6 protein-coding genes are annotated in these 13,355 nt (G+C 64.0%); 4 read left to right on the top strand and 2 right to left on the bottom strand.

Annotation, left to right across the window (positions count from 1 at the left end):
• Window positions 1-136 precede the first annotated feature (136 nt).
• Both ACN9M3_RS23480 and ACN9M3_RS23475 read left to right on the top strand, forming a co-directional pair.
• A complete protein-coding gene (locus ACN9M3_RS23480; RefSeq protein WP_426163245.1) occupies window positions 137-409 on the top strand; it encodes a type II toxin-antitoxin system Phd/YefM family antitoxin in 273 nt (90 codons plus the stop codon).
• Window positions 387-683, top strand: coding sequence for a Txe/YoeB family addiction module toxin (locus ACN9M3_RS23475; RefSeq protein ID WP_426163243.1), 297 nt, complete (start codon window positions 387-389; stop codon window positions 681-683). The genes ACN9M3_RS23480 and ACN9M3_RS23475 overlap by 23 nt, the downstream gene beginning before the upstream one ends.
• 51 nt (window positions 684-734) lie before the next feature.
• Here the strand turns inward: ACN9M3_RS23475 and ACN9M3_RS23470 are convergent, their stop codons facing one another.
• Both ACN9M3_RS23470 and ACN9M3_RS23465 read right to left on the bottom strand, forming a co-directional pair.
• Entirely contained in the window at window positions 735-2,660 is a 1,926-nt protein-coding gene (locus ACN9M3_RS23470) for an ATP-binding protein (protein ID WP_426318777.1), read from the bottom strand.
• The gene (locus tag ACN9M3_RS23465) at window positions 2,660-3,334 is read right to left on the bottom strand and encodes a response regulator transcription factor (protein WP_426163239.1); all 675 of its coding nucleotides are present in this window, start codon (window positions 3,332-3,334) and stop codon (window positions 2,660-2,662) included. Before ACN9M3_RS23465 ends, ACN9M3_RS23470 begins: the two co-directional genes overlap by 1 nt.
• Window positions 3,335-3,461: 127 nt before the next feature.
• Between ACN9M3_RS23465 and ACN9M3_RS23460 the strand changes: the two genes are divergently transcribed.
• Window positions 3,462-5,147: a ShlB/FhaC/HecB family hemolysin secretion/activation protein gene (locus ACN9M3_RS23460; RefSeq protein WP_426318776.1), complete on the top strand. Its 1,686-nt coding sequence runs from the start codon at window positions 3,462-3,464 to the stop codon at window positions 5,145-5,147.
• Window positions 5,144-13,354 carry a filamentous hemagglutinin N-terminal domain-containing protein gene (locus tag ACN9M3_RS23455; protein ID WP_426318775.1) on the top strand — a complete coding sequence of 2,737 codons (8,211 nt, stop codon included), beginning with the start codon at window positions 5,144-5,146 and terminating at the stop codon, window positions 13,352-13,354. The genes ACN9M3_RS23460 and ACN9M3_RS23455 overlap by 4 nt, the downstream gene beginning before the upstream one ends.
• Window position 13,355 lies beyond the last annotated feature (1 nt).

Below are 13,355 nucleotides of genomic sequence, written 5' to 3'. Positions count from 1 at the left end.
CATCGGTACAACGTATACTTGTTGTACCGATTTAAGTACAATGTTTTCGGGCCGGCAGGTTGCCGGAAATCGAGATTTTTATTTACCAGGAGAGGCTTGACGCTTAAGAGCCGTCGAGCGAGAAGGGTGAAATGGCATGAACATCTTAACTTTTAGCGAAGCGCGAGCCGGGCTGAAAGCTGTGATGGATGATGTATGCAATGACCACAGCCCAACGGTTATCACCCGTCAAAACGGTGAGCCGGTCGTGATGCTGTCTTTGGCGGACTTTAATAGCATCGAGGAGACGCTGTACCTCCTTCGGTCTCCGAAGAACGCCAGCCGGTTATTGGAATCATTCGAACAGTTGAAGTCCGGTAAGGTGCGAAAACGGGAGCTTATCCGGAATGAAGGACAAAAAGGCAAGTAACAAAGATCAAGCCAAGAAATCCGCAGTCGCATTTACCGAACACGCCTGGGATGACTACCTCCACTGGCAACAGGAGAACCCTAAGCTGGCGGTAAAGATCAACACTCTTATTGATGCCTGCATTTCTGACCCATTCGAGGGAATTGGCAAGCCCGAACCGCTGAAGGGGAACCTGACGGGATTATGGTCGCGCCGAATTGACCGTGAACACCGTCTGGTATATGCAGTCGAAGGCACCAGTGTGTACATTGTCGCGTGCCGTTACCATTACTAGGCTTTGCTAAGCTGAGGGAAATGGCATGGGTATCCGAACACGAACTGACGTTTAATTCGCCTGTAGCGGCAACAAGAGGGTGAAGGTCGTGCCCGCGGCTCTCGAGTCCCACACTACGCTGCCATTCAATGCTGCTGCGCGGCGTTGCTGGTTTTGCAGGCCGCGCCCCGAGCCGCTGGCAAGTGCGGCGGCAAGGTCGAAGCCTGCGCCATTGTCGGCAATTGAAATTTGGATGCCTTCCTCATGCGCACTGGTCGCTACGCGGATTTCGGTCGCCCGTGTGTGGCGCAGGATGTTGGCTATGCTTTCCTGCACAATGCGCAGGATGTGCAGGGCGCTTGATGGCGTCAGCCACTCCAAAGTCGGCACCTCCCGTACTTCCCAAATCAGGCGCACGCCCGAGCCTTCAAGGCGCGGTTCAAGGCGGAAGCGCAGGGTGGCCAGCAACAACAGCAAGTCTGCATCGACCGGTTCCATCGAGTCGATGGTGAGTTTGAGATCGTCCAGGCAATCCTTCAGGATCGGTGCGACGCGGTCGCCGCTGATCTTGCCATGTTCGACGGAACGGATGGCGCCGATCAGCGATGAACCGAGGCCGTCGTGCATGTCCTGCATCAGGCGCTGGCGTTCGTCGCTGATGGTCTGGCGCAGTTCACTTTCGCGCAGCCGGCGATGGCTCGCTTCCAGTTCCGCTTCGCGTGCTTTCAGGCGCTCGGCCAGACGCACGTTTGCTTGTTCCACTTCGGCGATGGCCGATACGTAGCGCCGGTACAGCAGCACGCCGAACGTAGCGAAACAGACCGCCGGCATGTAGGCGCCCATGTAGAAGCCTTCCACGCTGATGAAGTTATTTTGCAGCAGCCAGTCGGTCATCCCCATGCCGATGCACAGCAGCAGGCCAACCACGACCAGCCGGCCTTCGCTGGAGTGCTTCCACGAGAGGAAGCCGGCGACAAAGCTGGCGATAAGGCACATCAGGGCTGCTACCGGATAGATCATCGGCGTGACGGTCGGCATATTCGGCAGCACTGCCAGCACCGGCGTGGTGAGCACGCCGATCAACGCGGTGATGCCAACCAGGCTGCGGGTCAGCCATTTCAGCGGCCGGTGGTGTAATTGGCGCAGGAAGAAATGCACCGCCAGCACGAGCCAGAACAGGGAATTGACGGTCAGCCAGGCGAACCAGTTGTTGGCGATGGGCAGGGACACATAGAAATGCAGGCCGCGCAGGAAGCAGGTGGCGGAGAGGTTGAAGAACAGCAGGTAGGCGATGTCCTGCGGCCGGCGGAACCAGACGAACAGCGCGAACAGGCCAACCGCCATGAAGGCGGAACTCAATAATGCAGGCAGCTCTTTTTGTACCCATTCGCGAACCAGGAAGGCCTGTCGCAGCACATCTGCTGGCCCGAGCCAGAGCGAAGAGAGGGCAACTTGCGAACGCGGCGTGTGTTCGAGCCGCAGCAGGATTTCCTTTACCGGCGCCTGGCCGGGTTCCAGCGTAATCCAGAGCGGGGTGCGAGTGCTGTTGTACAGCGGACCGTTCTGCTGCGAGCGATGCGCGAGGCGGCCATTGATGTAGACAGCCACCGTGCCGTCGGTCTTGATACGGGCGCCGTAGATAGCGAGGGCCTCCGCTCCTTGCTGCGGCCCTGTCACGTCGACCCTGATCCAACTGACCCTCACATGCTGCGCCTGTTCGTCTGCGCGGCCGGATGCGGCCTGGCGCAGCAGTGCAATGCGGGGGCGGAAAGGCAGTTCTACGCTTTGCCATTCTCCAGCCAGGAATGCGCTCGATACGGACTGCGGTGGAGTGGTGAAGGCTTCTGCCTCTTGCTGCAGCCAGCTGGCGCGGGTGAGGTGGATGCGTGTATCGCCAGCATGGCCGCCGCCCAGGTAGAGCAGGGCGGCAGCAACCAGCACGGCGCAGGACAGGATTGCCAGCAGGCCGCCGGCAAGGCGTGCGGTTCGGGTGTTCATCAGACCAGGCCCTGGTTGCGGGCCTCGTAGATTGCTTCGGCCTTGGAGGTTACCTTGAGTTTGCTGTAGATGCGACGCACGAAGGTGCGCACGGTGAAGTGCGAGAGCTGCATCAGGCCTGCAATTTCCGGTACGGTGAAGCCTTTGGTGATGTAGTCCAGGACTTCCTTTTCGCGCTGCGAGAGCTGCGATGCGCCGTCATCCGCCGTGGCTGCGGTAGCGGGGGCCGGGCTGCGGAAGCGCGCCAGCACCTGGCGGGCGATGATGGGGCTGATTGGGCTGCCGCCACTGGCCAGGCTGCGGATTTCGTCGCCCATGCGCGACGGCGAGCTGTCTTTCAGCAGGTAGCCCGCGGCCCCGGCTTCGATCGAGCGCATGACATGGGTCTCATCGCCGAAATTGGTACTCACCATGATGTTGCAGCCGGGCCAGCGCTGGGCTGCGGCGCGGATCACGGCAATCCCTGAACCATCCGGCAGGCCAAGGTCGACCAGCAGCACGTCGGCGGCAGGTCCGGCCAGCATGGCCAGGCCGTCTGCGAGGGTGGCGGCATGGCCGGCCAGGCGCATGTCGGGGGCGTCCTGCACCACCTGGCGCAGCGCACTGCTGAAATCAGGGTCGTCTTCGACGATGGCGACGGCGATGGGCGTTTCCATGAGTTCAATCTCGGTCATTCGGGCATTTTACGGCGCTGCGGCGTTACCCGGCGTGTAGTGCATTTGTGCTACAGACTGTTAAAACCATTGCAGGTATTATAATGTCAAATTCCTGCGCGTAACACTTCACATTTTCCCATAATCCATGTCTGTTGAATCATTGCACGCCCGCTTGCTGGGTGCGACCTTGTTTTGCCTGTTGCCGGCGGCCTCGACGCTGGCACAGCAAGCGCCCCAGGTGACCCCGCGCGACTTGCGCCCGGAAGCGCCGCCCAAGCCTGCCGTTGTTTTGCCGCAGCAGCCTTCCCGTTCGGCGCCGCCCCCCAATGCCGACAAGCTGTTCGTCACGCTGGGGAATGCGGTGGTGCAGGGCGGCTTCCCCGAATTTGCCGATGCAACGGAACGCCTGGTTGCGCCGCTGCGCGGCCAGCGCATCTCGGGGGCCGACTTTTACGCCCTGGCCGACGACATCGAGGCCCTGTACCGCGCCGCAGGTTATCCGCTGGTGCGCGTCGTGATTCCTCCGCAGTCGCTGGTGGATGGCGCTGCGCTGCAATTGGTGGTCCTTGACGGCTTCATTGAGCGCCTCAACCTCGACGCCGTGCCGGCCGCTGCACGTAAGGCGGTGGAACGTATCCTGCACCCGCTGCTCGGCCGGCGCCACCTGAAGGACGAGGCGCTGGAAAGGGCCTTGACGCTGGCGGGGCGGGTACATGGCCTGACCTTGCGCAGTGCGCTGGGCGCGGGCTCTGAGCCCGGCGGCACGGTACTGGTGCTGCAAGGTTTGCTGGATAGCGTGGTGGGCAGCCTGTCGTCCGACAATCGCCAATCCGACAGCATCGGTCCCTGGCAGATGACGGCGCAGTTGCGCGCCAACCAGTTGCTGGGAATGGGCGAACAGGCCTACCTGTATGTGTCGGGCGGTTATCCCTTGTGGCATGCGTTCGAAACCGACGCGCGGCGCCGCGTTGCCGGCGGCGGCTTGATCCTGCCGCTGGCTGACAACGGCTTGAGCCTGAATCCTGAATTCACGGTCTCGGACAGCAAGCCGCGCCCCATCTTCTTTGCGCTGGCATCGCGCAGCCAGTTGCGGCGCGCTTCACTGCGGCTGGTGTATCCGGCCATCGTCAGCCGCCAGCAGGAGCTGACCCTGACCGCTGTGGCGGAGGCCAGCCGCCAGGTTGATACGCTGACCTACTTCAATTTCATCCAGGACCTGGACCGCTTGCGCGTACTGCGCTTCAGCGCCGACTGGAGCGGGACGATGGGCGAAGGCCAGATGCGGGCCGGCGCAACCCTGTCGCAAGGCACCAGCAAGTTCGGCGGCCGCAGCCGCGCGGAAATTGCAGCCAGCGAGGTGCCGATGTTGCGCGCGGGCGCGGGTCCAAGCTACACCAAGCTGGAGGCAAACGCCAGCTACGACCTTGGCCTGCCCTGGGGGATGCAAAGCCGCAGCGTGCTGCGCGGGCAAGCGCCCTTGCGCGGTGTGTTGCCGAGCGCCGAAACCTTCGGCATGGATGGCGAGGACGGCGTGTCGGCGCTCACTGCCGGCCAGCTCTCCGACGACGGAGGCTGGGTCGTGCGGCAGGAAGTGTCGCGGCCGGTGCAGTTGCCGGGCGCTGTGTCGCTGGCGCCGTATGCCTATGGCGCGTATGCCCATCCTCACACACGCCTGGCGCAAGCGCGGGCGGACCATGCGGAGGCTTACGGCATTGGCCTGCGGGCCGGCTGGCGCAACGCCAGCCTGTCGGGGGAATTTGGACGCGGGCGCGTGAGCCCTAATGGCCGGTACGAGACCCAGGCCTTCTTCAAAGCACAGGTGCAATTTTGAGAAATAAGACGATCCTGCGTAGTTCGCGCATGCGGCGCGACATGGCCTGGCCGATGCTGGTGGCCGCAACCTTGCCTGTCGTGGCGCCAATGCCGGCCTATGGCCAGGCCATGCCATCGGGCGGCGTCGTGGGCGCCGGCAAAGTCAGCATCTCCACGCCAAACGCCAACAGCATGGTGCTGCGGCAGGATAGCCAGCGCGCCGTGGTGAACTGGAATTCCTTCAGCATCGGCAAGGGCAATACGGTGACGTTCGCACAGCCGGGCGCCGGCGCGGCGACGCTGAATGTGGTCAAGGGCAGCCAGTCCTCAGAAATCGCGGGCAGCCTGAAGGCGAATGGCTCGGTGTTCCTGGTCAACCAGAATGGCATCGCGATTACGCCGACCGGCATGGTCGATACGCGCGCCGGCTTTGTGGCTTCCACGCTGGGCATGTCGGAAGACGATTTCATGGCCGGGCGCAATGTCTTCAAGGGCAAGGGCGGAGCGGTCGTCAACCAGGGGCAAATCATTACCGGACCGGGCGGCAACGTGGCCTTGCTGGGATCGAGCGTCAGCAACGAGGGTGTGATCAGCGCGCCGCTGGGCAAAGTCGCGCTGGGCGCTGGCGAGGCGGCCACGCTGGACCTGTCCGGCGATGGCTACCTGCAGGTGATGCTGCCATCCGATGCGGTGACGGCCGATGGGCAGGCGCTGGTCACCAATAGCGGCGTGATCGACGCTGCTGGCGGCACCGTCATGCTGAAGGCTGAAACGGTCCGCGCAGCCTTGCGCGAAGCGGTGAACATGCCGGGCACCATCCGCGCGCAAAGCGTGTCGGGCCATGATGGTGCGATCGTGCTGGAAGGTGGTGCGGCCGGTGCGGTCAAGGTGTCGGGCACGCTGGACGCGTCGGCAGCGCCTGGCGCGGCCAATGGCGGTCGGATCGACGTCGGGGGGCAGGAGGTTTCGCTGTCCGGCGCCAGGCTGGATGCAAGCGGTAATGCGCGCGGCGGCCTGGTACGCATCGGCGGCGCCTTCCAGGGCGGCAGGGAGCAGGAGGCGGGCTCGGACGATGCGCGGCGCTACACGGAGCGCTTTGGCGCGGCTGCCGCCGGCTCGGCGCCGGCTAATGCTGCTCGCACCAGCATCGATGCGGCGAGCAGCATCGACGTGTCGGCTCGCGGCGCGGCAGGCGAGGGCGGCACCGCAGTCGTGTGGAGCGACAAGGCGACCGTCATGCGCGGCGGTATCGATGCGAGGGGCGCCGCAGCGGCCGGCGCGGTGGAAGTGTCGTCCGCGTCCACGGTGCAATCCGTGGCGCTTGGCCGCATTGCGCTGGGCAAGGGCGGCAAGCTGCTGCTCGATCCGCAGGACATCCAGATCGACGACAATGCCGGGGGCGACCCGGCCGGCAGCGTCGGCTATGGCGACAACCCCAGTGGCGTCACCCACCTGTATTCGGGCGACCTTACTGCGCTGCTCGGCGGCGGTACCAGCATCAGCCTGAAGGCCAGCCAGGACATCACCTGGAATACCTTTACCAGCATCGTCGCCCGCGCAGGCGCGGCGCCGGCCGGTTCGCTGGCGCTGGCGGCGGGGCGCTCGGTTTCGCTGAACGGCATTTTCGGTACCGCCGATGCCGACTGGAGCATCACCGCCAATGACCGCGCAGCGAATGGCGTGGTCGACAGCGAGCGTGGCGCCGGTGCGGCGTCGATCGAACTGGGCGGAGCCGACTTCATCAACAGCAACGGCAAGCTGACCCTGCACCTGTCCGACGGCGCCGGCAACACCAACAGCGAAGCCAGCGGCATCACGCTGGGCGGGTACTCCGGCAATGGCTTGTCGGCCACGATTGCCCCTGGCGCGAGCTGGGGCGGCGGCATCGCGCCGTACATCACGCTGACGAACAACGTCAACGTGGCCGAGGACATCAGCCTGACCGGCAACCTGAGCGTCTCCGCATCCAGCGTGACCCTGAGCGGGCGCCATGTGGACTGGACCAACGAAACCACGGCTGCCCTGCGCGGTGAAGGCAAGTTCAAGTTCGTCGCCGACGGCATCACCTCGCGTATCGGTTCGCTGAATGGCGGGTCTGCCACGCGGCTGGCGCTGGGCGACGGCATCAATGCAGCTGTCAGCAAAGTGTATGGCGACGCCGATCCGGGCGCCGATGGCCTGGGCATCCAGCTCCTGCACGTCACTTCCGGCACTGCAAGCGATGCGCTGGGCGACATTCTTGCGAGCGGCTCGCTGGCGACCAGCGGTCCCGGCGTGACAGCCAACGCCGGTACTCGCACCATCAGCCTTTCCGGCGGCGCGGGCCTGGCATTCAACAACGGCCTGGCTGGCAGCTATTTCATCGACATGAGCCCAGTCAGCATGCCGTTGACGATCACGCGCCGGTCCGTCACGCCGGTGGTGGGCAACCACCAGGGCACGTACGGCACGGCGGCCCCGGTGGTTACGCTGGACAACGTCGTCAACAACGACGTGCTGGCGCCGCTCGCTACCATCGACGGCGGCGGGCAGCAGGCACTGTCCGCCGTGGGCAACGGCTACGCCTTCAGTGCGACCACGCGGGCAGGGGCGCATGCCTACCAGGTGATCGGGCTGACCGGCGCGGCGGCGAGCAATTACGAGCTGGCGCCGGGTAGCTGGGCCGGTTCCCTGGCCGTGGCGCCCAAAGCGCTGACCTTCGTCGCCTTCTATCCGAACCAGGTGTACGGCGATGCGGACAGCGCCAGTTCGTACGTGGTGCTGGGCGGTATTGTCGGCAACGATAGTGTGAGCCCGGTGGCGGGTTCGATCCTGCAGGGCGGGGGCGTCGCTCCAGCCGGGCGGCTCAAGGCCGGCTCGTACTCTTACGCCGCAGTTGGCCTGGCCGGCAGCGACGCAGGCAACTACATCATCGCCGCGGAAGGCAACGACCCCGGGGCATTCACGATCTCGCCCCGTGTGCTGAACTACTCGGTCGGCAATGTCCAGACGGTGTACGGCACGCCGGCGTCCGCAGGCGCCCTGAGCTTCAATAACGTGCTGGCAGGCGACGATCTCACGGCGGGTCCGGTTGGCTTCGATGTCGGCGGCGCGCGCCTGTCGAACTCCAGCGCGACCACGAATGCGGGCGCGTACGCGCAGACCATCACCAGCCTGGGTGGCGCCGATGCCGGCAGCTACACGCTGGCCGGTTCACAGGTCGGCGGCGTGTTCAGCATCGCGCGCAAGCAATTGACCTGGAGCGGCAACGCCAGCACCCAGCAATACGGCAGCGACCTGCCGACGCCGTCGCTGGTGGGCGTGATCAATGGCGACCAGGTAAGCCCCGTTCAATCGATCGCATCCAGCACCGTCACTGGCAGTGCCAGCCCGACCGGCAAGCCGTCCGTTGGCTTCTACTCGGTGCGCGTGGGCGGCCTGAGTGGCGGCGGCGCGGCGAACTACGAACTGGACCCGAACGGCGGCCAGAACAATCTCGTTACCGTCGTGCCGCGCGAGCTGACCTATACCGGCGGCACGCTGAACCTGACCTATGGCGATGGCGGCACCTTGCCGGCATTTACCTTCAACGGCCTGCTGGCGGGCGACTCCATCAACACGGTGCCGATGATTGCGGGCCTGGGCGCTTCGCAAACGATCGATGCCCACGCCCCGGCCGGCAGCTACGCAGTCAACGTGCTGTTCCGAACCTCTCCGCAGGACAATTACAAGCTAGCGGATAGCGGCCACACGCCGGGCGTGCTGAACATCGCGAAGCGCTCGCTGACCTGGAACGTCGGCAACGGCAGCTCGGTGTATGGTGCCGCGCCTGCGAACCAGGTCACGCTGAACAACGTGGCGGCGGGCGATTCGCTCACGCCGTTGCTGCAGGCGCTGGACGGCAACGGCGCGCCCATTGCCTTGCCCGGCGTCGGCAGCTACGTGGCAGCGGTCACTGGCCTGGGCGGTTCGGCAGCAAGCAACTATGTGTTTGCGGCCACCGGCAACGCGACCGGCCAGATGGTCATCACGCCCAAGCAACTGAACGTCATCATCAACAATGCCTTGTCGGTGTACGGCACGCTGGCCGTGCCGTCGGTGACGGTGGAAGGCTTGGTGGGCAGCGATTCCTTCGCAGTGCAAACCCAAGTGGCCATCTCGCAGAACGGCAGCCCGGTGGTGCTGGGAGCACGCACTCCGGCAGGCAGCTACGCCATGCAGGTGAGCGCACAGGTAGCGGCGAATGCCAACTACACGGTGGGCGCCACCAATGGCAGCGCTACGCTGACCGTGCAGCCCAAGACACTGACCTATAGCGGCCCGGTCGCAAGTTACGAATATGGCGCGCGCCTGTTTACCGGCGCCGATTTCAAGAACACCCTGTACGGTGTGCTGGATGGCGACGACGTGTCGCTTCCGGTGCTGCTCTCTGGCAGCTGGACCAACCCCAATGCCAGGCTGCCGGTGGGTGATTATGTGTTGCCCATCCTCTCGTACATCGGCTTGAATGGCCGTGACAAGGCAAATTACGCGGTGACCGATACCGGCTCGCGGAATGGCCTGATCACGATTACGCCCAAGGCGCTGCATTACCGCACCTATTTCTCGGACGACCGGACCACCCGTACCTACGGTGATACTAGCCCGGTGTGGGTGTTCGTCGACTTCACCCCGGCCTTCCCGGAAGACAATGTGGCCATCAACGTCGGTTCGCTGGTCGGCGAAAGCCGTTCATCCGGCGGCTACCTGAACGTGGGCACCTACGCCACCAAACCCGGCGGCTTGCGCGGCCTGGATTCCGGCAACTACGTCCTCGCCACCAGCGGCAACACTATCGCCGAATTGACCGTCATTCCACGCAAAGTGGATGCCAGCTTTACCGTGCGCACCCAGTGGGGCGGGCTGGACATGGGCAAGAGCCTGGTCTATGGCAGCACCGGCGGCGCCTACCTGTCCTTCCTGAGGGACCAGGCCTTGGCGGGCGATAAAATGAACCTGGACGCCAACTTCCAATTGCCGGGCGGCGCGGCGAAATCGCTGCCGGCGGATGCAATCCCGGGCACTTACTATGTCGGCGGCGCCCTGGGCGGCGTGGATGCCCGTAACTACTACATTCCGGACGCAAGTCCGACCGGGCTGTTTGGCATGATCGACGTCGTACCGCGACCGGTCAGCGTCGTCTACCCATCATTGAGCAAGTCGACCTACGGCATTGCGCCGGATACCAAGGCAACACTGAACGGCTTCCATGGCGATCCAAGGAATGTGCAGGTAACCGGCGACCTGCTCGACGACAAAGGCATTCCACAAGTGGTGGCCAGCCGCACTCCTGCCGGTACCTATACGTTCCGGCCGAGCGGGCTGTCCGGCACCGGAACGCAGCACCAGTACATTACCCAGTCCGGCGCCAGTTGGCTCGATTCGCAGACCGGCAAGGTGATCTCGGTTGGCCCGAGCAGCAGCGAGGCCCGGTTCCAGGTTGACAAGCGCAGCCTGGACGTGAGTTTTGGCGGACCATACGACATGGTCTACGGCAGCAATCCGGGGCGCGCCACCGTCACCGGCTGGATTGCCGGCGACGTGCCGAACTGGTGGAACATGTTCACCACGCTGGCATCGCCGACGCCTGGCGCAGTCGGCCGGACCTTTGACGTGTGGAACAGCGGCGGCACAGCCGGCCCTGGCGACCGTATTGACGCGGGCACTTACCGTTCCACCGTGGGACTGCCGGCAGACCTGGCACGCAACTACACGCTGTCGAAAACGGATATCGGCACCATCCGTATCGCGCAAAGGCAGGTGTCGGCCATTGGCGCCGGCACCAGCGTAGAGTACGGCGATATCAACGGCACCTTCTGGCTGGACCGTCTGGCCCCAACCTTCAGCGGCGTCTTGTCCGGCGAAGCGCTGGCTGGCAAGCAGTCCTACTACGATGCCAGCGGCAAGGAAGTCGCCTATGGCCGACAGACCGATGCCGGCACCTACCAGGCGCGCGTCACTTCGCTGCAAGGCTTGGGCCGCACCAATGCCAATAATTACGTGATCGACAACGTCAGTTCCGTGGCGGGCAAGCTGGTGATTACGCCGCACGCCATCGCACTGAATGCGCCGGAGCAGGCGAACACTGTGTATGGCACTTCGGCCCTATTTGGCAACGCGAACGACGTGCTGTTCAGAAGCGACGACGTGTCCTTCATGCTGTCCGGGGCCGGGCTCACGACCCAGGCACTGACGCCGGGCAGCGCGTCCGACCGTAACCTGTACCTGGACCAGCGCGTCAATGTCGGCGACTACAACTACCAGATCCAATTGACTGGCGCCAAAGCCGGCAACTATGTGCTCACGGGCCGCAGCAGCGGCAAGCTCAGTGTGGCGCCGAAGGCGCTGAACTGGACGGTGTCTGCCGGCACCGGCCAGTACGGCTTCTACAAGGATTGCGATGGCATGAGCTGCTCGCAGCTGGTGCAAGGCGTTGACCTTGGCAAGCCAGTCTATCCGGGCGCACTGGCAGGCGACCAGCTCGATGGCAAGGTCATCGTGCTGGACTTGCAGGGCAAGCCGATGACGGTGGATGCCAGGACCCCGGTCGGCACCTACTTCCAGGTGGTCACCGAACTGACTGGCGCCAGCGCGAAAAACTATACGCTGGCCACCAGCGGCAACCTGCCCGGTACCCTGACCATCAAGCCCCTGTGGCTGCGTTACTCGACCGGCAGCAGCGTCAACGTGCTGGATAGCTACGGCGAAATCGGCGAGCATGGCACGATCAAGCTGGAAACCATCGGCGGCGTGCCGATGCCCAATGGCGAGTCCGTGGACGCCATTACCGCGATCTATGTGCCGCAATTGAACGGTATGGTGCCGCTGGACACCGTGCTGCCGCAAGGCCGCTATTACTACGAAGCAGCAGGGCTGGTCGGCGCGAATGCGGGCAATTACCGCCTGATGCCAGTCGCCCATGGCAGGTTCGGCGTTCCAAGCGGCGTGAACACGATCGGCACCTACGACGTCTATTCCAATGTCAGCTTCGGCTTGAACCTGGTCGAGTCCAGGAACCTGCCGGTGCGGCCGCCATCGGCCACCATCATCGATCGCGACCAGACCGACCTGGAAAAGACCTGGGGAGAGCAGAACGCACCGGCTCCAAATCCTGGCCGCCTGGTGGACGGCGACGGCACCGTCACCGATACGGAACTCGGTCCGAATCGCGCCGGCGCCACGGTTGGCGCAGGGACCAGCGCCGACCTTGGCACATCCAACGGCGTGTCGGCCGATGCCGAGGCAAGTGGCGTCGTCACAGCGCTCGCTTCATTCGGCGTCACTGGCGTCAAGCTCTCGACGTCTGCCGAAGGCCACGTCGATATCACCATCAGCAGCGGCCCAATGGACCTGACCGCCGGCGCGCAGGGAGCTGCGGAAGCGAACCTGCGGCTGGGACGCACCGGCGTCACCATTGGGGCGGATGCCACGGTGGGCGTGTACGCCAATGCCGGCGTCAGCGGCAACCTGGGCGGCGGCGTATCGGGCAACGTGGACGTCACCACTGGAACCTTCGCCTATGCCCAGACCAATTACCGCTACGGCTTGGTCGGCGGCGTGCTGACCATGACGCAGGGCGGCATGGCGGGCGTGGGTTCCTCCCTCGGCGCCAACGGCGGCTTGCAATACGGCCTTGGCAGCGTGGGCGGCGGCGCAACGCTCTATACGCCTGGCATTGTGGGCGGCAATATCTCCATCGGCGCCGGCTATTCGGACGGCGTGATCAACCTGAGCATGGACATTGGCGCCGCGATCGGCATCGGCGGTATCGAATTCAAGTTCAACCTGGGGATCGACGTTGGCGCTGTCGCCAGCGGCTTCGCGCCGACGGTGAGCAATACTGAGCGGCAGCCAGGCCTCGACCAGCATGGCCTGTCGCTGAAGGATGATCCCGCAGCGCGCTACGCTTACCTGTCGCAAAACCCTGAGTGGAACTACGGCAATCGTGGCAGCAGCGACAACAATATGTTCATGTATCGCTATGGAGAACTGCTGAAATCAACCGGGCAAATGGTCAAGAACCAGCAGGAATGGCAAAGCAAGATGGTCGACCTGCTGAAGACCGATCCCGCGAAGGCTGTGGAATTCTCGCGCAACAAGCCCGATTTCTGGCAGCAGCAATTCGATGTGAAATACGAAGCCGCGAGAATGGGCGTGACGCTCAAGGTGGTGGACGGCGAATTGAAGTACGCAACCTGGAACAAATGAC

It is taken from the genome of Pseudoduganella sp. R-43 (assembly GCF_049913255.1).
GTDB lineage: Bacteria > Pseudomonadota > Gammaproteobacteria > Burkholderiales > Burkholderiaceae_D > Rugamonas.
Note: the sequence above shows the minus strand (reverse complement) of the source record. Positions and strands in the feature narration are given on the sequence as shown.

Excerpts from the sequence above, each read along its gene's own strand:
- ACN9M3_RS23470 (WP_426318777.1), bottom strand. The coding sequence starts at position 2,660 with ATGAACACCCGAACCGCACGCCTTGCCGGCGGCCTGCTGGCAATCCTG.
- ACN9M3_RS23465 (WP_426163239.1), bottom strand. The coding sequence starts at position 3,334 with ATGACCGAGATTGAACTCATGGAAACGCCCATCGCCGTCGCCATCGTC.
- ACN9M3_RS23460 (WP_426318776.1), top strand. The coding sequence starts at position 3,462 with ATGTCTGTTGAATCATTGCACGCCCGCTTGCTGGGTGCGACCTTGTTT.
- ACN9M3_RS23475 (WP_426163243.1), top strand. The coding sequence starts at position 387 with ATGAAGGACAAAAAGGCAAGTAACAAAGATCAAGCCAAGAAATCCGCA.
- ACN9M3_RS23480 (WP_426163245.1), top strand. The coding sequence starts at position 137 with ATGAACATCTTAACTTTTAGCGAAGCGCGAGCCGGGCTGAAAGCTGTG.